We start from the raw sequence: 23,932 nt of genomic DNA on the forward strand, positions 1-23,932 counted from the left end.
ATACTAAAATCGATTTTCGGGAAATTTGAAGAGTCTAGAATAAAAAAAAGCCCGAAACTTATAGTCTTCGGGCTTTTTTATATAGCTAAAAAATATATTTCTAAGATTGAAATAAGCCACGAAGAATTGCTTCACCAAATCCATTTGGTGTAAAGCTCTGAGATGTCAATGTAAGTACAAACACTATTTCTTCGTTTTAAAGGGTTATTATTTATTTTTTCGTTTGCAAATATTGTGAATTCTTTTTTAATATTCCAAATTAATTTTAAAGAAAATTCATCAGAAATAAAACGCAAAAATCACAAAACACAGTCAACAAGTTAAAAAACAACTGATTAAATGCATTTACAAACAAAAAATAATTTCAAATAAAAGCATAAAAAAAGCCCTGATTTCTCAGAGCTCATATTTTTTTGGTGAAATTATTATTCAGAAACTTTGCTTTTTACAACTAATCTGAATCCCTCTCCATGGATATTTAAGATTTCAACATCTTCATCAGCTTTTAGATATTTTCTCAATTTAGCGATGTAAACGTCCATACTTCTTGAAGTAAAATAGTTGTCGTCTCTCCAGATTTTAGTCAAGGCCAATTCTCTCGGCATTAAATCATTTTCATGAAGAATCAACATCTTAAGCAATTCATTTTCTTTTGGAGACAATTTGATTGGCTCTTCATCCTGAAAAGTAAGAAATCTTAACTTTGAATTTAAATGGAATTTACCAATATTAAATTCAAATTGCACCTGTTCAGCTTTTGTATCAGCAGATTTTCTTTGAATAATCGCTTTGATTTTCATTAATAAAACTTCTGAATCAAAAGGCTTATTAAGATAATCATCGGCACCTGCTTTATATCCTTTTAATACATCTTCTTTCATAGACTTTGCCGTCAAGAAGATAATTGGCACTTCACTATTTTTTTCTCTAATTTCTTTGGCTAAAGTATAACCATCTTTATAAGGCATCATTACGTCGAGAATACATAAATCATATACGTCTTTCTTGAACTTCTCGAAACCTTCCATACCGTTTTTAGCTAAAGTAACTTCAAAGTCATTTAACATTAGATAATCTTTAAGAACAGCGCCAAAATTTAGGTCATCTTCTACTAAAAGTATTCTTTTGTTATTTTCCATATTTTAATTTATTAATGGTATTTTTATTATAAAGGTGCTACCTTTTCCTTTTTCGCTTTCAACATATACTTGACCGTTGTGGTCTTCAACTATTCTTTTTACATAAGCAAGTCCTAATCCGTGGCCTTTTACGTTGTGCAAATCTCCTGTATGCTCTCTGTAAAATTTCTCAAAAACACGTTTTTGAGCCACCTTACTCATTCCTAGTCCATGATCTCTAACTTTAATCAGAATCATGTCTTTTACATTTTCTGTAAAAATTTCAATTTTAGGAGCGTCTGGCGAATATTTTATCGCATTTTCTAAAATATTAACCAAAACGTTTGTAAAATGCACTTCATTTATCAACGAAGTTGTTCTCGCTGCATTAAAATGTTTTACAACAGTTCCTTGTCTGTCTTCCAGGATTAAATTTACATGTTCTATCGCATCATCAATAATGTCGTGAATTACAGTAGGTTCTTTTGTAATATCAAGTTCTCTTTTTTCTAGTTTAGAAATTCTAAGAACATTCTCGACCTGAGCATGCATTCTTTTGTTTTCGTCTCTAATCATTTGAAGATAGCGATAAACTTTTTCTTTATCTTCAATTATCTTGGGGTTTCTAATAGCATCGAGTGCTAAATTTATTGTTGCGATTGGGGTCTTAAACTCATGCGTCATATTGTTTATAAAATCAGTCTTTATTTCAGAAATATGTTTCTGACGTAACAATTGATTTAACGCACTTGTGTAGGCAACTATTATAATTAATGTAAAAATTATTGATAATATGGTAATGCTCAACAATTCTGACAGTAAAAATTTCTTTTTATGAGGAAACGTAACATACAATTCATAGTTACTATTTCCTTCGTTATCCGTAAAAATCGGAACCTGATAGCTTGCATCTTTATCATAATGAAAACCCTGAGATCGTATTTTCGTGGCCTGATCATGATTCAGAACACCAAACTCGAACTTCGTTTTAACACCATAATCCTCCAGTTCTTTTTTCAGAAGCGAATTCAGCTTCTCTGGTGAAATTCTTTCATCGAGAGGCAGTGAGCCTGCAATATCCCTGTAAGTTATCTCCTGTTGTGCTTTATTTAAAATATCAAGGCTTCCGGATTTCTCATTTCTAAGGTCTGGTATTATACTTTGACCCAATGGACTATTATCAATTCTGTTGTTGTTATTGTAAACTTCTGTTACTCGTTTTGAGCTGAAACTTTTAAAACGTTCACTGCTGAATTTTTTGTTAAACAGCTCCCCTGTTATATCATAATCTTCAGAAGTTAATGTATTAGAATAAACAATAGTTTTATTGGTTCTTTTATTTCTTTGAACAAATAAAACTTCAAGAAGGTCTTCCTTTGCTGGTGTTTTTCCTATACTGTCTTTAAGCCTATTAACTTTATTGGCATAGCTATATAATTCTTGCTTTTCAAGCTTATCAGCAACATTTCCAATAACTTGTGTAACGTGGTATTTAAATTGCTCATCGTTGTTTTTAAACGATGAATTGAACCAATAAACTTGTACCAGAATAATCCCTATTAAGGATAAACTCATCAATAAAACAAGTATTCTAAAAAATAATTTATTCATCGAAACAAAATTAATATTTTAACAATATACTAAATAATACATTAACCAAATATTAACATTTAAGACTGATTTTGTTTTATATTTAAAATTTTAAGAATTTTAACAACTTCTCCTCTAGCAATTTTAAGATTATTGTTATTAATCACGAAATTGCTCATAGAAATTCGTTTTTCGTCATTCCATTGCATTTTCATCCTGCTTAAAACTTGTTCCTTTGTGGTATTGTCTCTTTTTATGACCCTTTCTATTCTTACTTCTTCGGGCGCTGTTACTGTAATTACAAGATCACATTCTTTATATCTCCCGCTTTCAAACAAAATCGCGGCTTCATAAATCACATACTCATAATTCTCATGTTGCTTTCTCCAGATTTCAAAATCTTCTTTGACTGCAGGGTGCACCAACGAATTAAGAACAGCAAGCCTTTCCTTATCATTAAAAACGATTTCGGCTAGTTTTGAACGGTTTAAGACATTGTCTTCAAAAATACTTTCTCCGAATTCTATTTTTATCTTTTCAATAACAGAAACAGATTTCATAACTCTTTTCGCGCCATCATCTGCAATATATACAGGAACGCCTAATTCCTCAAAATAATGCGCAATAGTTGTTTTTCCGCTTCCTATTCCGCCGGTAAGGCCAATAACTTTTGTCATGCTAAACTTTAAAAAACATATTAGGAAAAGCCTCCTGTGGTTTTCTTTTCAGAATGATGATTTTTACAAACGATACTAAAAATCCCGTTCCGTAACCATAAAATTGTTTTCCTACTGCAATTACAGAGAGATATCCTATTTTGATGCTTTTATTCTGAATACTCGCCGTAAGAAAAACTATAACGAAATATACAAAATATAATTGTAATAAAATATCAATATTAAAAATTAACAATAAAAAAGCTAATAATAATCCGAGCATGAAAAATGTAGGGAAGAAAAAAGTAAGCTTATTGTGCTCCGGATACCAGCTGTTTAATATTGGGCGTGCTTTACCAAATTTATTGACCTGAATTGAGAATTTCTCCCAGTCAATTCTTCTTTTATGATAAACATAAGCCTTAGGAAACAGACGAGTCTTAAAACCTAAATTCCACAAACGTATTGACAAGTCTGGATCTTCTCCTGGATGAATATTACCAAACCCTTTTGAAACCTCAAAAGCTCTTTTGGAAATCCCCATATTAAAACTGCGGGGCTGAAATTTATTTATTTTTTCAGAACCTCCTCGAATTCCACCTGTAGTGAGAAAAGATGTCATGGCAAAATTGATAGCTTTCTGAATGTTCGAGAAACTGTCCAAGGCTTTGTCAGGACCACCGAAACAATCAACATATTCTTCATTCAAAGCCTTTCTAACCTCCGATAAATAGTCAGATGGAATAATACAATCTGAATCAAATATGATGAAGTAATCGCCTCTGGCTTTCTGCATTCCGTAATTTCTGGAATCGCCCGGACCTGAATTTTCTTTAAAATAATACGAAATATTTAATTTCCCTTGATAAGTCATCACCACATCACGACACGGTATTGTTGAGCCGTCTTCGACAAGAACAATTTCAAATGCTTCATTATAATCTGATTTCGTTAAACTTTCCAAGAGTTCATCAACTTCATCAGGACGATTATACACGGGTATAATTAAAGAGAAAATCATAGCAGAATATGCGTTATTAAAGTGTATTTCTAAAATTTCAAAATTTTAACAAAGATAATCTAATTCATAAAAAAAACCATCAACATTAATTGATGGTTTTTTCAAAGTTTTGTAAAATATTTTACTACTTAATACTTTCGATATTTACCACTTCATTTGTATCTGCATTGTAATCAACGCCTGCAAATTCAAATCCGAATAAATTTAAGAAATCATTTCTGTAACCTGCAAGATCGCCAATTTCTGGCAACGATTCAGTTGTAGCTTCTAACCAAAGTTTTGCCACTTTTTCCTGAACGTCATCGCGCATTTCCCAGTCATCAATTCTGATTCTTCCTTTTTCGTCTACCGGAACTTCAGAACCATTATACAATCTATCTTTAAACAAACGTTGCATTTGTTCAATACATCCTTCATGAATTCCTTCTTCTTTCATTATTTTATACAAAAGAGAAATGTATAACGGAATTACGGGAATTGCTGAACTTGCCTGAGTAACCAAAGCTTTGTTTACAGAAACATATGCTTTTCCTCCAATTTCTTTCAAACTCTCAGAAATCGTAAATGCAGTAGACTCTAAATGATCTTTTGCACGTCCGATTGTTCCTTTACGGTAAACAGCCTCAGTCAATGATGGCCCTATATAAGAATAAGCAACCGTAACAGCTCCTTCTGCCAATAAATTTTCAGCTTTTAGAGCTTCAATCCACATTGACCAGTCTTCTCCGCCCATTACAGCAACTGTATTTTCGATATCTTCTTCGTTGGCAGGAGCAATAGAAACTTCTGAAACATTTCCTGTATGGAAATCAACTGTTTTGTTTGTAAAAGTCTGTCCGATTGGTTTTAAAACCGAACGGTGTGTTACTCCTGTATTAGGGTTTGTACGAACTGGCGAAGCTAAACTATAGATAACAAGATCAACCTGTCCTAAATCAGCTTTGATTAAATCTAAAGTTTCTCTTTTAATTTCGTTAGAAAAAGCATCTCCATTGATACTTTTTGCATACAGACCTGCTTTATGAGCTTCAGCCTCAAAAGCTGCAGAATTATACCAGCCTGGAGAAGCTGTTTTTCCTTCAACTGGTGGTTTTTCAAAAAACACTCCAATTGTTGCTGCGTCAGAACCAAAAGCGCTTGTTATTCTTGAAGCCAGTCCGAAGCCTGTAGAAGCTCCAATAACCAATACCTTTTTAGCTCCATCAATTGCTCCTTTTGATTTTATATATCCTATCTGATTTTTAACATTTTGCTCGCTTCCCTTTGGGTGGGCTGTCAAGCAAATAAATCCCCTCATTCTTGGTTCTATAATCATATTCTGTTTTTATTTCTATTTTAATTTGATGCTTTTCTATTATTAAAAACCTAAAATGTTATTTAATAATCTTATCTATATTTTCACGCACAGTCAGAATATCAAAGTTTTTTTCTTTGCATTCAATCTTAGTTCCGTTGTATTTTTCGATTAAAACATTTAAATCTTCGCAATCCCGTATAAAACTAACTTCCTGTTTCTTTATATCAAATACGACTCCTTTTAGTCTGTTCATATTAGCGCCCATTACGGCTCCTGCAGCTCCGCCTACGCCATAAGCCGCTCCTTTTGCCCAAGCATTAGCAAAAGAACCTTCTAAGTATAAAAACCTACCGTCGTTGATTACTCTATGATAAGATAATGCATTACTGCCATCCTCACTTCTGTGTCCTTTTACTGAATATTTGTGAAAGTATTTCTGCTGAATATAGAGAACACCATTATAAGAAATAGCAAAAAAATCAAGTTTTACATCATTTCTCGCCCAAGCAAAATAAACCTGATCTATAACCTCGGACTTATCTAATGGTTTATAACGCATAACACTTTTTCTTACTATGGCATCCCCCATGTAAACACCATTTTTTGCCACAAGATCTTCATAGGTTTTATATACGCCCTCTGGAATATCTTTAGCTAAAAACAAATCTATACCTCCTTCTGAAGTCTCGGAAGAAGCACTCTTATTTTCGGCAGTTTCTTGCGCATTAGTTGTTGCAACTAAAAAGCTTAAAAAACAGAAAATAGTAATTTTTCTAAGCATAGATTTTAAATAGTTTGTTTATCATTAATACCAACAAATATAAATCAAATATTTAATTTAATAATTCTTTTGCATGATTTAATGCCGAATCTGAAATGTTTGCTCCAGACAGCATTTGCGCAATTTCCGTAACTCTTTCATCCTGAGACAAAAGCTTTAATTCTGAAACTGTATCGTTGCCCACACTTGATTTAGAAACTCTAAAATGCGAGTCTCCTTTTGCCGCAATCTGCGGTAAATGGGTTATAGCAAATATCTGCATCGAACTGCTCATTTCCTTCATAATCTCCCCCATTCTAATGGCAATTTCTCCAGAAACTCCGGTATCAATTTCATCAAATATCAAAGTCGGAAGTTTTGAGTATTTTGCTAAAATTGCTTTTACTGCCAACATAATTCGAGACATTTCTCCACCAGATGCCACTTTTTTCAAAAGTCCGAAATCTGTTCCTTTATTAGCTGAAAACAAAAACTGAAGTTCTTCTTTTCCATTTTGAAAATACGTTTCTGAAGGAAGCAACTCCATATTAAAACGAACATTAGGCATTCCTAAAGTAGACAAAATAGCAATTAATTGATCTGAAAGAACTGGAATCGCTTTTATTCTCTTTTCATGAATAACAGCTGCCAACTTATCAAGTTCATCCGTTTTTTGTTCTATTTCTTTCTCTAGAATGCCGATTTCTTCATCCATTCCATCCAATTCTAATAAAACATTTCCTAAATCGGCCTGTATTTGAATCAATTCATCAACAGAATTAACCTGATGTTTTTTCTGTAGATTATAAATAAGTTGCAGTTTCTGACTTACTAGCTGTAACTGTTCTGGATCATTCAAAAGTTTCTCGGAAATATTTTGAAGTTCTTTTGAAACATCATCAAATTCAATAGTAATACTTGAAATTCGCTGAAAAACATTCTCATAATCAGGCGAAAAAGTTGCAATCTTTTGCAAAGCGTTCTTAATTTCATTTAGATTATGAAAAACGCCGTATTGTTCTTCGTTTGCAATCGCTAAAGACTTGTCTAGAGATTCTTTAATGATTTCAACGTTATTTAATTTTTCGTATTCGGTTTCAAGCTCCGGCTGTTCTCCAGATTTCAATTTTGCCGAAACCAATTCATTCAATAAAAATGTATTGTATTCTTGTTCTTTTCCAGCATCTGCCTGCTTTTTCTGAAGCTCATTTAATTTCGATTTAGCACTTCTGTACGTTTTCAAAACTTGCTGATAATTAGCAATTGTCTCAAAATTAACTGCAATTGCATCAATTATCTTGAATTGCACATTTTCGTCAGACAACTCCTGAGTTTGTTGTTGAGAATGGATATCAATCAAAAAAAGACTTAAATCTTGAAGCTCCTGAAGATTTACCGGACTGTCATTAATAAAAGCACGAGATTTTCCCGAAGGAAGTATTTCGCGTCTAATAATTGTTTCGTCCTCATAATCTAAATCATTTGCCGTAAAGAATTCTTTTAGATCGTATTTTGAAATATCAAACTGTGCCTCGATTACACATTTTTCTTCTTTATTTTTTAATGAAGTCAAATCTGCTCTTTTTCCTAAAACAAGTCCTATTGCCCCCAAAATAATAGATTTACCCGCTCCTGTTTCACCAGTGATTATAGAGAAACCTTTTGAAAAATCAATAGCAAGTTTTTCAATTAGAGCATAGTTTTTAATGGACAATGACGTAATCATAGAAACAAATTTGTAGTATAAAAGTTATTGAGAATTTTGAAAATAAAACGTTTCTTAAAATTTTATCTGAGACCATTTCCCAGCATTTAAAGGCGAAACTTTATTTAAAACATCGGTTAAATCGTTGATGGGAACGCTTGGCCCTCCAGAAAATATAGAGACAATTTCATCTGATTTTGCATCAAAAAAAATCCTGGTCAAAAAAGCATTTGGCTTAACCGAATTTAATCTTGAAATCAATAATAACGAGGATTTTATCTTTTCTTTGGAAGCTTTTAAATCAGCGCTCATTGTATCTAAACCTGTATGATACATAAACATTGTCTGACGCAAGTCGCTGTAAGTTGGCGCAACCATATCATTTATCAAATAATAACGATTCTGCAATCCATCAGATTGGTTCCAGCCTTTAAAACCGCCTTGTTGAGCGACATTGGCAATATTTTGGGCCGTTTCTAGATACTGATTTCCTGCACCCATCTGAAAAGAATCAGCATCCATGCCCAAAATCAAATAACTGTAAAATGAAACTACCGACACCAAATTTGACTCGTAAACGCTCGGATTAAAAAGCAACGGCTCATATTCGGTGTACTTAAAACTAAAGTCTTTATCGTTATAATTCAGGATTGGAGAAGAATACGTAGAATTAAAAATCAATCTCGAAGATTGAACCTGAATTGTTCCTGTAAACTGGTCTGAACTATTGGAAGACAAAGTAATATACATGGAACAGTTAATACGCTCATTTTGCTTCAAAGTAGCTCCAGTCCAATCTGTTTTATTTACAAACTCCGATAAAGCAGTCTGAAGTGTCTTAAAAACTTGTTGATTTGGATTTGGAAGTCGTTCTGTATTAATCGTAACCGTACAATTTAGCTGCTGTGCTTGCGCAAAGCCAAAGATAAAAAAAACTAAAAGTGCCGCGATTTTATTCATACTGGTTTATATTTAAATTCTGCCACACAACCATTTAATTGTGTACCGATTTAAGTTTCAGCTGTTTTCTGAGAAATGCAAAACTACTTTTCCTAAAATATCAGCCGCAACAGACTCTTTTGACTTTAATTCCATTGGTTCAATCTTAAAATTTCCATCAATAAAAGTCACTTTATTGGTTTCTTTTTTAAAACCTGCCCCTTCATCTTGTAAGGAATTTAAAACAATCAAATCTAAGTTTTTTTTCTGAATTTTCAACTTAGCATTTTCAATTTCATTGTCAGTTTCTAAAGCAAATCCAATTAAAAACTGTTTTTCCTTGATTGTTCCCAGAGAAAACAAAATATCTTTTGTTTTTTCCAGTTCTATAGAAAATTCTGAAGCTGTTTTCTTAATCTTTTGTGTCGCAACAGTTTTTGGCCTGTAATCTGCTACTGCTGCTGCTGCAATTGCCACATCCATATCTTTAAAATACATATGACAAGCATCAAACATTTCTTGTGCAGAAATAACCTGAATTACTTTAATCGAAGATGTTTTTACTTTTAAATGCGTTGGCCCTGAAACCAAAACAACATCAGCGCCTAATTTTGCGGCTTCATTTGCAATATCAAATCCCATTTTTCCCGAAGAATGATTTCCTATAAAACGTACAGGATCTATCGCTTCGTATGTCGGGCCAGCCGTAATAAGGATTTTTTTTCCTTTAAGAGGGAGTTTACTGCTTAAGTCTGCTTCAAGAAATGCAACAATATTTTCAGGCTCAGCCATACGACCTTCACCAGACAAACCACTTGCCAATTCGCCGCTTTCTGCCGGAATCAAAATGTTACCGAACTGCTTAAGTGCCTTAAAACTAGATAACGTTGAAGGATGTTTGTACATGTCCAAATCCATTGCAGGGGCAAAATAAACGGGACATTTTGCTGACAAATAAGCAGCAATTAAAAGATTATCACAGTTACCTGTTGTCATTTTAGACAAAGTATTTGCCGTAGCCGGAGCAATCAGCATAATATCGGCCCACAATGCCAATTCTACATGATTATTCCAAACTGCATCTGTATCTTCTTCGTTAAAAAAACTCGAGTGTACTGGATTTTTAGATAAGGTAGATAATGTAAGTGGTGTTACAAAATCCTTAGAAGCAGGTGTCATGATCACTTGGACATGTGCACCTGCTTTGATAAAAAGTCGTACTAATGAGGCTGTTTTATACGCTGCAATTCCACCGGAGACTCCCAGTAAAATCTTTTTCCCGTTTAAAACTGACATTATACTATATTATTTGTTTGAATTTCTGTGGTAAGTTTTACCGTCTAACCATTCTTGAACAGCTAAAGCGTGTGGTTTTGGCAATTTTTCGTAAAATTTAGAAACTTCAATCTGCTCTTTATTTTCAAAAACTTCTTCAAGACTGTCATTATAAGTAGCAAACTCTTCTAACTTTTCAGTTAATTCTTTTTTAATTTCAGAATTAATCTGATTTGCTCTTTTAGCCATAATGGTAATTGCTTCATACACATTTCCTGTTGGCTCTTCAATAACTGTTTTGTTGTAAGTTATTGTGTTAACAGGAGCATTCGTCTTTTTTAAATCCATGACTTTATTTATTTAGTAAATTTTTGTAAATCCGTTTCAACTCTGGCATCCATTTCGTCTGCCTGCTTTCTATATTTAGTATCGCTTTTAAACTTCATCAAGTTATTATAAGCTGTTTTTGCAACATGTAAACGCTCTTCCATTTTAGAAGGAACACTGTTTATCGCCAATTTATAAGCCGAATCGTATTTGTAAAACAATGCGTCTTCTTTAAAAGGTGTTCCTGGAAAATCTGCTATAAAATTATCAAAAGCAACCAATGCCGATTTAAAATCTGATATTGTGTTATAACCTTTGGCATTTTCAAAAGCTTTTTTCTCCAATTTCCCATTCAGAACCTGTACAGTCTGGTTTGCCTGTGCGATGTATTCTGAATTTGGATAATTATCTATAAAAGTCTGCAGTTTTTCAAGAGCTTTTACTGTATCAGACTGATCAAGGCTGTAAACTGGTGCTAATTTAGAATAACTGTAAGCTCCTAAAAATGCTGCTTCCTGAACCTTTTCGCTTCGAGGATAACCCGAAACAAAACTTTCGAACTGGTAGCCAGCCAAATAGTACTGTTTGGTTTTATAGTAAGATTGAGAAAACATGTAAAAAAGCTTTTCTGCCTGTGGTTTTCCTCTGTAAGAAGGAGCCAACTGTTCAAAAAGACGTATCGCTTTATTGTATTTTCCAGCTTCGTACATCTTTGTTGCAATTTCAAATTTTGCTGCAACGTCATCATTTTTCAGTGCTTTTTGATAGTCACTACAAGAACAGAAAAGGGCTGTTATAAGCAACAGCGAAATTAGTTTTTTCATTTTCATACTTTATATTATGATCTCTCAGACAATTATGCCAAAGCAAAATCACACCGAAGTTTCGGTGGCAAATTTAGTTATTAATTTAGCTATTGCAAAATATTTTTTTGGTATCGTAAAATACCTTCAAATATAAGCTTATTTTATACTGTTTTTTACAAATTCATTCAATCTTGCTGCCAATGAATCATCAACACTCACTAATGGTAAACGAACAGTATTGTCAGCAATTCCGAGTGCTTGAAAAATTTGTTTGATTCCAGCTGGATTGCCTTGTTCAAAAATCATGTCAATACTGTCAGACAAGAAATAATGTGTTTTAAACGCGTCTGAAACTTTTTTATTGAGTCCCAAACGAATCATTTCTGAAAATTCTTTCGGAAAACCTTGTCCAATTACAGAAATCACTCCCGCTCCACCTGCAAGTACGATTGGCAATGCCAACATATCATCTCCCGAAATTACTAGAAAATCTTTTGGAGCATTTTTGATTATCTGCATAGCTTGTGCCATGTCTCCCGCCGCTTCCTTAATAGCTACAACATTCTCAAAATCATTGGCTAATCGAACCACGGTAGACGGAAGCATGTTGCTCGAAGTTCTTCCTGGAACATTATACAAAATCACTGGAACAGGAGAAGCCTCGGCAATTGCTTTAAAATGCTGGTAAATTCCTTCTTGAGTTGGCTTATTATAATATGGAGAAACTGATAAAATTGCATCGAAAGCGCTAAAATCTCTCGTCTTTAATTCTTCTACAACCTGCATCGTATTATTGCCTCCAACTCCAAGAACCAAAGGAAGCCTTCCTTTATTAACTTCAACAATTGTGTTTATAACCAATTCTTTTTCTGTTGTACTAAGGGTAGCATTTTCAGCGGTTGTACCCATTACTACAAGATATTCGACTCCTCCGTCGATAGAAAAATTTACAATTCTGTGTAAAGCTTCAATATCTACTGAAAAATCTTTTTTAAATGGAGTTACAAGCGCAACACCAGTTCCTATTAATGATTGCATATTTTTTATTATAATTTATTTTATATTTTTTAAATACTTAAACAACTCCGAAACAAAAAGTTTATAGTTCTTTTTCTCCGTGTTAATCATCCAGCGATTCAGACTGCAATCAACAGTGGCAAAACCGACTTTAAATTTAGCTTTTGATTTTTGTGTCAGCAACATTAAAAATGGCTTTTCAACATCATAAAAACTAATTAAAAGATCAAATTCTGAATCTGTAAATTCATTTAGAAATACCTCTTTAATGTCTCCTTTCCAATCAATGTGTGTGTTCCCAAAAGTCGGCCTTTCATATGTTTTTTTCTTATCGAATTTTCCAACATAGGAGACCGTTTTAATGTTTTCAGGACTAATTCCGTACAAGGTAAACTCTGTAATCAATTCTTCAGAATAGCCAAAATCACTTTCATCTATCAACAAACCAATTGTTTGCACATCTTTTGAAAAGACTTCATTTTTTTTATTATTGAGGTTATTTTTTAATGATTTTTTTACAAAAAATTCCTTCGTATAATTTAAAAACATAGTACTTTTACCAGATTACAAAATTAATTATTTAAGTTGCATTTAAAATGGTAAAACTAAAAAAGTATAACGGATTTTTAAAACTTTTTGTTATATTCTTAACACTTTTTTTCATTCTTTCTTGTAGTCAAAAAAACTACAATTTGACAAAAATAGAGGGAAAACAACTTCCTGTCACTGAAAAAACTGCGGAAACTCCAGAAATTGAAAAATACATAAAACCTTATCGCGACCATATTAATCAGGATTTAGATAATGTTTTAGCCTACGCACCTGAAACACTAGATAAAAACACAGGAAAATGGCAAACCAGCATTGGAAGCTTAATGGCTGATGTTTGTTTACAGCGAGGAAATACAGTTTTTAAATCGCGCGAAAATAAAAATATCGATTTATGCTTGCTTAATCATGGCGGTATTCGCGCTATTCTTCCTAAAGGAAATGTAACGACACGAACGGCTTTTGAAATTATGCCTTTTGAAAATAATCTTGTCGTGCTAGCTTTAAAAGGTGAACAAATTTTGGAAATCGCCGCTTATATCATTAGAGAGAAAAAACCACAACCTTTATCAGGAATGACTTTTACGATTGCAAAAGACAATACGGCGAAAAACATATTGATTCAAGGAAAACCGCTTGATATAAATAAGACTTATTATGTTGCAACCAATGATTATTTAGCAAATGGCGGTGACAGCATGACTTTTTTCGCGAAAAGCACTCAAAAATTCGACCTGAATTATAAGTTAAGAAACGTTCTGATTGATTACTTTAAAGATGTAGACACTGTTGTCGCTCCAAAAGATGTCAGAATTACTGAAGAATAAAATTTACAAAAATATACCAGCGTTCCTGCAAAACAATATAAAATGAAAAGAAGAGAATTTATCGAAAAAACCGCTGCAAGTACTGCCCTACTAAGTTTAGGATTATCTTTAAGCAGTTTTGAAACTAACGATATCAAACATTTAACCATTCTGCATACCAACGACGTGCACAGTCATATCGATCCTTTTCCTGCAGATGACCCGCGTAATCCTAACAAGGGCGGTGTTTCTCGTCGTGCTGCATTGATAGAAAGTATTCGAAAAGAAAATCCAAATGTGCTTTTATTAGATGCGGGTGATATTTTTCAGGGAACTCCTTATTTTAACTATTATGGTGGTGAACTGGAATTTAAATTGATGAGCATGATGAAATATGATGCTTCGACCATTGGAAATCATGATTTTGACAATGGCCTTGACGGATTGTATGCACAACTTCCTCACGCAACTTTTGATTTTATCAACTCTAACTATGATTTCAAAAATACCGTCATGGACGGACATGTGAAGCCTTATAAAATTTTCAACAAAAACGGAATCAAAATTGGTGTTTTTGGTGTTGGAATCGAACTGCAAGGTTTGGTGGATAAAAAATTATACCTGGAAACAGTTTACAATAATCCTGTTGAAATTGCGCAAGACATGACACAGCTTTTGAAAAAAGAGCAAAAATGTGATCTAGTGATTTGTCTTTCGCATTTAGGCTACAAATACAAGGATGACCCTAGCAAAATCAGTGATTTAAAATTTGCTGAACAAACTCAGGATATTGATTTGATTATTGGTGGTCATACACACACTTTCTTAGACAAACCGACGATTGTAAAAAACAAAGTTGGAAAAGAAGTTTTGGTAAATCAAGTTGGTTGCTACGGAATCAATTTAGGCCGAATTGACTTTTATTTTGATAAAGATAAAGCACACACAAACCAAGGGACAACTATTGTTGTATAATCTTTTTTTGTCTTTTTTGAATTCTAGCTTTTTCGAGGAAATATTCAACCATAAAGAAATAAGCTAGAATTTGAGTTATATCCCTTATTAAAACAAGAACCACAGAATATGAGAAATATTCATTAAAAATATAGAATATATCTGAGAAAATATAGCTAACAGCCATTAAGGACATCAGCAGAGTTATAAATGTTCCTTTTGTTATATAACTAACAAAACAGAAATAACTCAAAAAGCTTAATACAATTCCGTAAGCGATATAAATAAATTTAAACTTCTGCATGTTTTCCAGCTGAAGGCTCAAAACAGAAATCAGCAGATATACAATAAAAACTACTACAATCGAAATAGGCAATACATCTCGTTTTGTGAGTTTTATTCTTTCGTGTTCCCGAATAAATAAGACAACAATCAAAATATAAACAACCAGAAAACTCAAGACTGCACCTATTTCTGAGGTTTCAATTGCCATTAGATCATATACCTGTCCAACAAAGCAAAAAAAGAATATAAGCCCTTCTGTTTTTCCGATTTTCAATTCATTACTTATAAAAAAATAAATGAATATAGAAGGCAGCACAATTGATTTAGCATAAGTTGCTAAAAAATCTTGTTCAGTCCAATCAAAGATAATGGTAAAGAACAATGCTAAGAAAAACAGAATTAATGACGGTTTATTCGCTTTCATTGAGTTTTTTTACAAAATCTTCCTCCGATAATATCGGAATGTTTAGTTTGGTGGCTTTTTCTAATTTTGCAGGCCCCATATTATCTCCTGCTACAACAAAATCTGTTTTGGCTGAAATCGAACTTCCTACTTTTCCGCCATTATCTTCGATTGCTTTTTTGAGCTCATCTCTCGAAAACTGACTGAAAACACCTGATACAACAAAAGTTTTACCTATAAATTTATCAGTAGCATTTGGATTGTTTTTTTCAACAATTTCAAACTGTATTCCGTAGCTTTTTAAGCGGTCGATTATGATTTTGTTCTCTTCATTTTCAAAGAACTCAATTACGCTTTTTGCTATTCTTTCTCCGATTTCATCAACTAAAATCAAATCCATTAAAGAAGCTTGACTTAACGCATCAATATTTTTGTAATGTTTTGCTAGTTTTTTGGCTACAGTTTCACCGACAAAACGAATTCCGAGTGCAAATAATACATTCTCAAAAGGAATTTCCTTAGATTTTAAAACCCCATTTACTAGATTTTCAGCAGATTTCTGCGCCATTCTTTCTAAATGCAGAATGTCTTCAACTTTTAATTCGTATAAATCGGCATAATTATGAACGAGTCCATTCTTAAAAAGCAATGCTACAGTTTCACCTCCAAGACCTTCAATATCCATTGCTTTTCTTGAAATATAATGCTGTACTCTACCAATAATCTGCGGAGGGCAACCATAAAAATTCGGGCAGTAATGATTTGCTTCGCCTGCATTTCTAACCAACTCTGTCTGGCATTCCGGACAATGTGTGATATAATGCGTAACTTCTGAATTTTCAGGACGCTTTTCTAAATCTACGGCAATGATTTTAGGAATGATCTCTCCTCCTTTTTCAACAAAAACAGTATCGTTGATTCGAATATCTAATTTTTCGATCTGATCTGCATTGTGCAAAGAAGCTCTTTTTACAATTGTTCCTGCAAGCTGTACCGGCTCAAGATTGGCAACAGGAGTAATTGCACCTGTACGACCAACCTGATACGAGATTGATTTTAGCGTTGTAGAAACTTGCTCTGATTTGAATTTATATGCGATAGCCCATCGAGGCGATTTTGCTGTATAACCTAATTCTTCCTGAGAATGAATGCTGTTTACTTTTATAACAACTCCGTCTGTTTCATACGGAAGCTTGTGGCGCTGCGTATCCCAATAATCAATAAAATCAAAAACCTCCTGCATATTATTGACCAATTTTGCTTCGCTTGGAACTTTAAATCCCCAGTTTCTTGCAGCTTCAAGACCTTCATACTGTGATTTAAATGGCAGATTATTTCCGGTTACAAAATAAAGAAGACATTCGAGCGGGCGTTTTGCAACCTCAGCACTATCTTGAAGTTTTAAACTTCCCGAAGCTGTATTTCTAGGATTTGAATAAGGCGTTTCTCCAATTTCTATTAGCTCCTGATTCATTTTTTCAAAACCTGCCAACGGAAGAATAATTTCGCCTCTGATATCAAATTTATCGGGATAACTTCCTTTTAGACGAAGCGGAATTGATTTGATTGTTTTTATGTTATTCGTTACCTCATCTCCTTGAAAACCATCTCCACGAGTTAGCGCTTGCAATAATTTTCCATTTTCGTACGAGATGCTTATAGAAGCTCCATCGTATTTTAATTCGCATGTGTATTGCAAATCAACATTTCCTAAAACTCTCTGGATACGATTTTCCCAATCCAAAAGATCTTCTTTCGAATATGAATTATCCAAAGAATACATTCTATATTGGTGTGCGATAGTTTTGAAGTTTTTGGTAACCGAACCTCCAACACGTTGTGTAGGAGAATTTTCATCAAAAAATTCAGGATTATTGTTTTCTAAATCCTGAAGCTCTTTCAGTTTAATATCAAAATCATAATCAGAAATTGTGGCATTGTCTAACACATAATAACTGTAGTTGTGTTGATTAAGTTCATCTCGTAATGTTTGAATAGTCTCTTGAATGCTCATAAAATATTGAAGAATGTATAATGTGAAAACTGAACTTCAAAATTAGGATTTATTTTTATTTGAAAGTATTAAAAAATGAAAGTTTTATAAAATCAAAAATCAAGCTGTGAATACCACAGCTTGATTTTCTCCTTGTCCATTATTCTTAAAAAAGAATTAATAAAACCAACTTCCAAATGGTTTCTGACGTTTTACATTACAAACTGAAAAACAATTGATTAACAGACAAACATAAAACTATTTTTGAATAATGATAAAATCGGAACGTCTGTTTAAAAGATGCTCTTCTTCTGAACATTTTACTCCATTTTTACATTTATTAATCAGTCGGCTTTCGCCATAACCAATTGCGCTTTCAATTCGAGAAGCATCGATGTTTTGTGAAACGATATAATCTCGAGTAGCTTTAGCTCTATTATCTGAAAGTTTCAGATTGTAGGCATCTTTTCCTCGCGAATCGGTATGAGATTCGATTTTGATTTTGATATTTGGAAACTTCTGCATGATAAAAACCACCTTAGACAACTCTTCAATTGCTTTAGGAGTGATGTCATATTTATCGTAATCAAAATAAATCGGGTTTACGTCAACTTTTTCGACCCCTTTTCTTTTTACCACCAAATCATCGTAATTACTTAGTTCGAAATTTACATCTTTAATTTCGCCTGCATTTTCACCCGTAGTTTCAACAGTCTTGTCGTCACTACTGTAATTTGGTTTGGCGGCCATCATTTTGACCACTTTGTTACACGGAACTTCGATTGCGTATTTTCCTTCGTAATTTGTTCTGGTCTCGCCGAGAACTTCACTAAAAGAGTTATAAGCCATTACAACCACATCTGAAAGAGGTAATTTTGATTTTCTGTCAAAAGCAATTCCAGAAATGCTCTGTCTGCAGACCGGTTTTGACTTCGTAAACGAATAAATATCATCATCTCCTTTTCCTCCTGCCCTGTTTGAAGAGAAATAACCGTAAGTGTTTGATTTGTCAATTATAAATGTAAAATCATCTTTGTTACTGTTAATGGGTTCTCCTAAATTTTTAGGTACAGAAAAAGTACCGTCTGCTAGGAGTTTACTTTCGTAAATATCTAAATCTCCCCAGCCGTAATGTCCATCAGAAGAAAAATAAAGCACTCCATTACTGAAGAAAGGGAAAAGATCATTACCAATAGTATTGATAGTCGGACCTAAATTTTGTGGTGAACTCATAGTACCATCGGCAGCAATTTTAACATAATAAAGATCTGTTTCTCCAAAACCGCCTGGCATATCAGAAGCAAAGAACAGCCATTTTCCGTCTTCACTTAAAGAAGGATGCCCAACAGAATATTCATCGCTGTCAAAAAATACCTTCTGAACATTTTCGAGTTTATTATTGACAATTGATCCTTTTACTATTTGGAAATTATTGACTTTCTCTTCATCTACAACCAGTTTGTTCTTCTTTACAATATTGGTAGAATAATAGATTGTTTTTCCCTGACTGTCAAAACTGGCCGTAGCCTCATGATATTTAGTCATTACATTTGGCAGAAAAACAGTTTCGTTAAACAAGCTTCCATCAGCTGGATTGCGTTCTGATACATACAGATTAAGAAAAGGCTGGTTGTTCCAAGTGTATAGTTTTTCACTAAACTTAGTGGTATCTCTTGCGGAGGTAAATACCACTTTCTCTTGAAAAAAAGTAGCCCCAAAATCAGATTTACTGGTATTAATTGCTAAATTTTTGATTTCGTAAAGAGGTTTTGCCTTCGCAACGCTGTCCATGTATTTTTTTTGGGCAACATAACGGCTAATTTCCTTTTTATCTCCTTTTTTTTCCAGATATTCCTTCGTAATCTTATCTGCTTCATCATAATCCATTACGGCTTTCATAGATTGAATGTAACGCAGGTAATAGATATCGGTCAGGTTATTTCCTTGCACTTCATAAAGTTTTCGGTACCATTTTAAGGCATTTCTCGAATCTGATATGAAATAATAGGAATCAGCAGCATTTTTTAAGGTTTGTGCCGACGGATCTTTTATGTTCGCCAGACATTCTTCATAGGCTTTAGAAGCATCAGTATAAGCATAATTTCTGAACAAAGCATCGGCTTTCTTCAAATTGGTTTTTTGAGCAAAACCAAAGGTAATGCTCAAAAATAAACTCAGGATATATAGTTTTCTCATAGGTTTTATATTTAGAAGAATCGAGGAGATTTGATTTTACTTTGATTTTTAACGAATTGATATTTTAGGATGATTTCGTGAGAACCATCGTTGTATTTGTTCAAATCGCTTACAGTATAATCAAAAGCATATCCGAGATAAAAACTTCTTGAAATCTGAAACCCAGCCAATATACTCACAGAATCGTCGGTTCTGTAAGAGGCTCCAATAACAAATTTTTCCTGAATCATAAAGTTTGCCGAAACATCAGCAGTAATTGGCGCCCCGCTTACTGCTTTTACTAAAAATGCCGGTTTAAATTTCAAACTTGGACTAAGATCAAATACATAACCTCCCATCAGAAAATAATGCATGCGATCGTAATCTATAGATTCTTGCACATCATCATAATAATTATTTCGCATAAAACTCGGAACGGACAGCCCTACATACCATTTATCTGTGTAGTAGTAAATCCCTGCTCCTACAGCAAGTTTCATTTGATTATTAATATTTTGATTAAGTAAAACATCATTATTGTCGTAATATCTTCCTTTGGACCAGTCGATATTCAACATTCTCATACCCGCTTTAAGACCAAAAGCCAATCTTTTTTCATATCCCAACGGAATTGAATAAGCGAAGTTTCCGTCAAGGTACAATTCATCTGAAGGACCAATTTTATCATTAACCACACTCAAACCTAAACCTACATTTTCATTTATAAGAGGAGAATGAATAGAGAAAGACTGTGTTTCTGGTGCACCGGAAATTCCAATCCATTGAGAACGATACAAAAGTGCAACTTCTATGGTTCCGGCAGATCCAGCATAAGCTGGATTTACCGCCATAGTATTATACATATACTGGGTATATTGAGGATCCTGTTGTGCGGTGGCACAAACCGTGATAAAAGAACATATTAAAATGAAATACGTTTCTAATGATTTTATATATAGTTTCATAACGATACTTATTTAGTTTAATTAATTGATGATTAATAGAAGCCGGCTTATCTCATAATAGACAACCATCCTTTTTTAACCGTTCCATCTCCAATGGTTATCACATAAAAATAAGTACCTGTTGGCAACATATCTCCTCTATTAACAACTCCGGAAACATTTGCTGTTCCGTTCCAATCATTTTCATAGTGTGCTTTACTGTACACTAATGCTCCGTATCTGTTGTAAACTTTCAGCTCATTATTTGGATAAGATTCGATACAGTCAATTCTGAACAGATCATTTGCTCCGTCATTGTTTGGTGTAAACTCATTGTAAACAGTCAAACAAATTGGTTCTAAAGTAACTGAAGCTGAATTATTTGATGGATCAACATCTAAAGGAGTTGAAGTTTCGACAGTTGCAACAACGGTGTAATTTCCGCTAGGCAATACTTCTGCAACAATTGTTAACACTACACTTTGGCCAGCATTTAATCTTGGAATTGTCCAAAGTTGTGTATTCGGATCGTATGTTCCTGAAGTTGAAGACGAACTTACAAACTGTAAACCACTAGGAAGTAAATCACTAACAAGAGTGTTTATGAAATCACCTTCTCCAACATTATTAACTGTTATCGTAAATGTTACTTTATCGCCAAAATTTGGAGTCGGATTATCTACTGTATGAGTAATCGTTAAGTCTGAACAACTAGCTACAGTAACGTTAAGAGATTTTACTGTTCTTTCGTCACAATTATTAATATAAGCAACCTCAACCCTACCCGGACCAATATCAGACCATGAAACCGTTACAGAACCATCTGCTGAACTACCTCCGGAAATAATTGTTCCACCTGTGATTGTCCAAACATAACTAGATTTACCGTTTGCAATAGAGTAAGTAACTCCTTTGAAAACACAAGGTGTATCATCTGTAGTAGCAATCTGAACCGCAGCGTCATTTTCAAATGAAACTGTAATTGCCAATCTTGGTGCGTTATCACAACCATTTGTGGTATTGCTTAATGCCCCTGCGTAATAAGTTGTTGCAGTAAGCGGTGTGTTTGCTGCTAATGGTGTTCCTCCTGTCGCTGTAGCATAAAATAATACATTGGCTTCATTAACTTGAATATTAGCTAATGTTGGAGCTGCGGATAGACAGAAAACTTGTGAAGTATTTGATGTCGTTACTACTCTCGGAGCATTAACATTTACCGCAACCGCTAATCTTACTGGATTTTCACAACCTGCCACACTGGAAATTGCTCCATAATATGTGCCAGTTACTAATGCTGTAGTCGCAGAAATTGCAGTTCCGCCTGTCGCTGTACTGTACCAAACCACATTGGCCTCATTGACTTGAATATTAGCCACTGTCGGAGAATTTAAAGTACAGAAATTCTGTGTCGCATTATTTGTTGTTGGTGTCGCAGTCGGATTAACCACTGTAACAGTAACCTGTAAACGTGTTGTACTCTCACAATTAGTTAAAGGATCTATGATATTTCCATAATATACACCTGTTGTTAATGGTGTAGTAGATACAATTGCTGTTCCGCCTGTAGCACTGGTGTACCAAATAACATTTGATTGATTCACCTGAATACTAGCGAAAGTAGGCGCCGCTGTAGAACAGAAAGTTTGAGTAGTATTATTAGTTGTTGGATTTACAGTATTACCAACTGTAACTGCTACTAATAATCTTACACTGCTTGTACAACCTGTCGTTGGATCAAGAATCGCTCCATAATAATTACCTGTAGTTAAAGCAGTTCCCGTTGGAATCGCTGTTCCGCCTGTAGCTGTACTATACCAAACCACATTGCTTTCATTTACCTGAATATTTGCAATTGTTGGATTAGTACCAGAACAAAATACCTGTGTTGCATCTGTTGTAGTCGGCGTTGCAGGGTCAGTAACAGTTATTGTAACCATTAATCGTACTGAACTTTCACATCCTGTTGCCACATCCAATAATGATGCATAATAAGTGCCGCTTGTCAAGGCAGTCATTGCTGGAATTGCTGTTCCGCCTGTAGCTGCGCTGTACCAGACAACATTGGTCTCGTTGGTCTGGATGCTCGCAAATGTTGGTGCGTTTACCAGACAGAAATCCTGTGTCGTATCTGTTGTAGTCGGAGTAGCAGGATTTGTTACGGTAACTGTAACCAGTAATCGTACTGAGCTTTCGCATCCTGTTCCTGCATTCAACAATGATGCATAATAAGTGCCGCTCGTCAAGGCAGTCGTTGCAGGAATTGCTGTTCCGCCTGTCGCAACATTGTACCAAACAACATTGGTCTCGTTGGTCTGGATGCTCGCAAATGTAGGCGCGTTTACCAGACAGAAATCCTGTGTCGTATCTGTAGTTGTTGGAGTAGCAGGGTCTGTAACACTGACTGCAACTGCTAGTCTCACTGAGCTTTCACATCCTGTTACCGCATCCAATAATGATGCATAATATGTACCGCTTGTCAAAGCAGTCGTTGCCGGAATTGCTGTTCCGCCTGTAGATGCGCTGTACCAGACAACATTAGTCTCGTTGGTCTGGATGCTCGCAAATGTCGGTGCATCTTCCTGGCAGAAATCCTGTGTTGTATCTGTGGTTGTAGGAGTCGCAGGGTCAGTTACGGTTACTGCAACCGCCAATCTTACTGAGCTTTCGCATCCTGTTCCAGCATCCAACAATGAAGCATAATAAGTGCCGCTTGTCAAAGCAGTCGTTGCAGGAATTGCTGTTCCGCCTGTAGCTGCGCTGTACCAAACTACATTTGTTTCGTTTGTTTGGATACTCGCAAATGTTGGAGCATTAACTAAACAGAAATCCTGTGTTGTATCTGTAGTCGTCGGTGTCGCAGGATCAGTTACCGTTACTGTAACCAGTAATCGCACTGAGCTTTCGCATCCTGTTCCAGCATCCAATAATGATGCGTAATAAGTGCCGCTCGTCAAAGCAGTCGTTGCCGGAATTGCTGTTCCGCCTGTAGCTACGCTGTACCAGACAACATTAAGCTCGTTGGTCTGGATGCTCGCAAATGTAGGCGCGTTTACCAGACATAAATCCTGTGTCGTATCTGTTGTTGTTGGTGTTGCAGGATCAGTTACCGTTACGGTTACCAATAATCTTACTGAACTCTCACAGCCTGTTGCAGCATCCAATAATGATGCATAATATGTACCGCTTGTCAAAGCAGTCGTTGCCGGAATTGCTGTTCCGCCTGTAGATGCGCTGTACCAGACAACATTAGTCTCGTTGGTCTGGATGCTCGCAAATGTCGGTGCATCTTCCTGACAGAAATCCTGTGTTGTA

20 protein-coding genes are annotated in these 23,932 nt (G+C 34.6%); 2 read left to right on the top strand and 18 right to left on the bottom strand.

Annotated features, from left to right (window positions below; all coding sequences use genetic code 11):
• Positions 1 to 425: 425 nt before the first annotated feature.
• The 13 genes from ACFFLS_RS22515 to ACFFLS_RS22575 form a co-directional block, all read right to left on the bottom strand.
• Entirely contained in the window at positions 426 to 1,139 is a 714-nt protein-coding gene (locus tag ACFFLS_RS22515) for a response regulator transcription factor (protein ID WP_135220387.1), read from the bottom strand.
• Between the two features lie 3 nt (positions 1,140 to 1,142).
• The gene (locus ACFFLS_RS22520; protein WP_379687651.1) at positions 1,143 to 2,729 is read right to left on the bottom strand and encodes a sensor histidine kinase; all 1,587 of its coding nucleotides are present in this window, start codon (positions 2,727 to 2,729) and stop codon (positions 1,143 to 1,145) included.
• Positions 2,730 to 2,788: 59 nt separating this feature from the next.
• Positions 2,789 to 3,385, bottom strand: coding sequence for a dephospho-CoA kinase (gene coaE, locus ACFFLS_RS22525; RefSeq protein WP_379687653.1), 597 nt, complete (start codon positions 3,383 to 3,385; stop codon positions 2,789 to 2,791).
• A gap of 1 nt (position 3,386) precedes the next feature.
• Complete coding sequence (locus ACFFLS_RS22530) at positions 3,387 to 4,385, bottom strand: glycosyltransferase family 2 protein (protein ID WP_379687654.1); 999 nt, start codon at positions 4,383 to 4,385, stop codon at positions 3,387 to 3,389.
• A 124-nt stretch (positions 4,386 to 4,509) separates the two neighbouring features.
• Positions 4,510 to 5,700, bottom strand: a complete 1,191-nt coding sequence (gene fabV, locus ACFFLS_RS22535; protein ID WP_379687655.1) for an enoyl-ACP reductase FabV — start codon at positions 5,698 to 5,700, stop codon at positions 4,510 to 4,512.
• 58 nt (positions 5,701 to 5,758) lie between these two features.
• Positions 5,759 to 6,463 (bottom strand): hypothetical protein, encoded by a 705-nt coding sequence (locus tag ACFFLS_RS22540; protein WP_379687656.1) that lies wholly within the window; start codon positions 6,461 to 6,463, stop codon positions 5,759 to 5,761.
• A gap of 52 nt (positions 6,464 to 6,515) precedes the next feature.
• Positions 6,516 to 8,168, bottom strand: coding sequence for a DNA repair protein RecN (gene recN, locus ACFFLS_RS22545; RefSeq protein ID WP_379687658.1), 1,653 nt, complete (start codon positions 8,166 to 8,168; stop codon positions 6,516 to 6,518).
• Positions 8,169 to 8,222: 54 nt separating this feature from the next.
• The gene (porD, locus tag ACFFLS_RS22550) at positions 8,223 to 9,107 is read right to left on the bottom strand and encodes a type IX secretion system protein PorD (protein WP_379687660.1); all 885 of its coding nucleotides are present in this window, start codon (positions 9,105 to 9,107) and stop codon (positions 8,223 to 8,225) included.
• 57 nt (positions 9,108 to 9,164) lie between these two features.
• A complete protein-coding gene (gene coaBC / locus ACFFLS_RS22555; RefSeq protein ID WP_379687661.1) occupies positions 9,165 to 10,382 on the bottom strand; it encodes a bifunctional phosphopantothenoylcysteine decarboxylase/phosphopantothenate--cysteine ligase CoaBC in 1,218 nt (405 codons plus the stop codon).
• 9 nt (positions 10,383 to 10,391) lie between these two features.
• Entirely contained in the window at positions 10,392 to 10,709 is a 318-nt protein-coding gene (locus tag ACFFLS_RS22560) for a DNA-directed RNA polymerase subunit omega (protein WP_012025451.1), read from the bottom strand.
• Between the two features lie 8 nt (positions 10,710 to 10,717).
• Entirely contained in the window at positions 10,718 to 11,512 is a 795-nt protein-coding gene (locus tag ACFFLS_RS22565) for an outer membrane protein assembly factor BamD (protein WP_379687663.1), read from the bottom strand.
• A gap of 138 nt (positions 11,513 to 11,650) precedes the next feature.
• Entirely contained in the window at positions 11,651 to 12,532 is an 882-nt protein-coding gene (gene dapA / locus ACFFLS_RS22570; RefSeq protein ID WP_379687665.1) for a 4-hydroxy-tetrahydrodipicolinate synthase, read from the bottom strand.
• Positions 12,533 to 12,547: 15 nt separating this feature from the next.
• Entirely contained in the window at positions 12,548 to 13,060 is a 513-nt protein-coding gene (locus ACFFLS_RS22575) for a DUF6913 domain-containing protein (protein ID WP_379687667.1), read from the bottom strand.
• Between the two features lie 47 nt (positions 13,061 to 13,107).
• Between ACFFLS_RS22575 and ACFFLS_RS22580 the strand changes: the two genes are divergently transcribed.
• Together ACFFLS_RS22580 and ACFFLS_RS22585 are read left to right on the top strand one after the other, a co-directional pair.
• Entirely contained in the window at positions 13,108 to 13,887 is a 780-nt protein-coding gene (locus tag ACFFLS_RS22580) for a 5'-nucleotidase C-terminal domain-containing protein (RefSeq protein WP_379687669.1), read from the top strand.
• A gap of 42 nt (positions 13,888 to 13,929) precedes the next feature.
• The gene (locus tag ACFFLS_RS22585; RefSeq protein WP_379687671.1) at positions 13,930 to 14,841 is read left to right on the top strand and encodes a bifunctional metallophosphatase/5'-nucleotidase; all 912 of its coding nucleotides are present in this window, start codon (positions 13,930 to 13,932) and stop codon (positions 14,839 to 14,841) included.
• Here ACFFLS_RS22585 and ACFFLS_RS22590 read toward each other — a convergent pair.
• The 5 genes from ACFFLS_RS22590 to ACFFLS_RS22610 form a co-directional block, all read right to left on the bottom strand.
• The gene (locus ACFFLS_RS22590; protein WP_379687672.1) at positions 14,828 to 15,529 is read right to left on the bottom strand and encodes a lysoplasmalogenase; all 702 of its coding nucleotides are present in this window, start codon (positions 15,527 to 15,529) and stop codon (positions 14,828 to 14,830) included. The genes ACFFLS_RS22585 and ACFFLS_RS22590 overlap by 14 nt on opposite strands.
• A complete protein-coding gene (gene ligA / locus ACFFLS_RS22595) occupies positions 15,516 to 17,522 on the bottom strand; it encodes an NAD-dependent DNA ligase LigA (protein ID WP_379687674.1) in 2,007 nt (668 codons plus the stop codon). Before ligA ends, ACFFLS_RS22590 begins: the two co-directional genes overlap by 14 nt.
• Before the next feature lie 237 nt (positions 17,523 to 17,759).
• The gene (locus tag ACFFLS_RS22600; RefSeq protein ID WP_379687676.1) at positions 17,760 to 19,697 is read right to left on the bottom strand and encodes an OmpA family protein; all 1,938 of its coding nucleotides are present in this window, start codon (positions 19,695 to 19,697) and stop codon (positions 17,760 to 17,762) included.
• 11 nt (positions 19,698 to 19,708) lie between these two features.
• Complete coding sequence (locus ACFFLS_RS22605; RefSeq protein ID WP_379687678.1) at positions 19,709 to 20,641, bottom strand: PorP/SprF family type IX secretion system membrane protein; 933 nt, start codon at positions 20,639 to 20,641, stop codon at positions 19,709 to 19,711.
• Between the two features lie 47 nt (positions 20,642 to 20,688).
• A partial coding sequence (locus ACFFLS_RS22610; RefSeq protein ID WP_379689655.1) for an Ig-like domain-containing protein occupies positions 20,689 to 23,932 on the bottom strand: 3,244 nt, incomplete at its 5' end.

It is taken from the genome of Flavobacterium procerum, from assembly GCF_042431625.1.
GTDB lineage: Bacteria > Bacteroidota > Bacteroidia > Flavobacteriales > Flavobacteriaceae > Flavobacterium > Flavobacterium procerum.

Coding starts and splice junctions, on each gene's coding strand:
- fabV (WP_379687655.1), bottom strand. CDS start 5,700: ATGATTATAGAACCAAGAATGAGGGGATTTATTTGCTTGACAGCCCAC.
- dapA (WP_379687665.1), bottom strand. CDS start 12,532: ATGCAATCATTAATAGGAACTGGTGTTGCGCTTGTAACTCCATTTAAA.
- coaE (WP_379687653.1), bottom strand. CDS start 3,385: ATGACAAAAGTTATTGGCCTTACCGGCGGAATAGGAAGCGGAAAAACA.
- ACFFLS_RS22600 (WP_379687676.1), bottom strand. CDS start 19,697: ATGAGAAAACTATATATCCTGAGTTTATTTTTGAGCATTACCTTTGGT.
- ACFFLS_RS22580 (WP_379687669.1), top strand. CDS start 13,108: ATGGTAAAACTAAAAAAGTATAACGGATTTTTAAAACTTTTTGTTATA.
- porD (WP_379687660.1), bottom strand. CDS start 9,107: ATGAATAAAATCGCGGCACTTTTAGTTTTTTTTATCTTTGGCTTTGCG.
- coaBC (WP_379687661.1), bottom strand. CDS start 10,382: ATGTCAGTTTTAAACGGGAAAAAGATTTTACTGGGAGTCTCCGGTGGA.
- ACFFLS_RS22575 (WP_379687667.1), bottom strand. CDS start 13,060: ATGTTTTTAAATTATACGAAGGAATTTTTTGTAAAAAAATCATTAAAA.
- ACFFLS_RS22530 (WP_379687654.1), bottom strand. CDS start 4,385: ATGATTTTCTCTTTAATTATACCCGTGTATAATCGTCCTGATGAAGTT.
- ACFFLS_RS22540 (WP_379687656.1), bottom strand. CDS start 6,463: ATGCTTAGAAAAATTACTATTTTCTGTTTTTTAAGCTTTTTAGTTGCA.
- ACFFLS_RS22520 (WP_379687651.1), bottom strand. CDS start 2,729: ATGAATAAATTATTTTTTAGAATACTTGTTTTATTGATGAGTTTATCC.
- ACFFLS_RS22560 (WP_012025451.1), bottom strand. CDS start 10,709: ATGGATTTAAAAAAGACGAATGCTCCTGTTAACACAATAACTTACAAC.
- ligA (WP_379687674.1), bottom strand. CDS start 17,522: ATGAGCATTCAAGAGACTATTCAAACATTACGAGATGAACTTAATCAA.
- ACFFLS_RS22605 (WP_379687678.1), bottom strand. CDS start 20,641: ATGAAACTATATATAAAATCATTAGAAACGTATTTCATTTTAATATGT.
- ACFFLS_RS22515 (WP_135220387.1), bottom strand. CDS start 1,139: ATGGAAAATAACAAAAGAATACTTTTAGTAGAAGATGACCTAAATTTT.
- ACFFLS_RS22565 (WP_379687663.1), bottom strand. CDS start 11,512: ATGAAAAAACTAATTTCGCTGTTGCTTATAACAGCCCTTTTCTGTTCT.
- ACFFLS_RS22585 (WP_379687671.1), top strand. CDS start 13,930: ATGAAAAGAAGAGAATTTATCGAAAAAACCGCTGCAAGTACTGCCCTA.
- recN (WP_379687658.1), bottom strand. CDS start 8,168: ATGATTACGTCATTGTCCATTAAAAACTATGCTCTAATTGAAAAACTT.
- ACFFLS_RS22590 (WP_379687672.1), bottom strand. CDS start 15,529: ATGAAAGCGAATAAACCGTCATTAATTCTGTTTTTCTTAGCATTGTTC.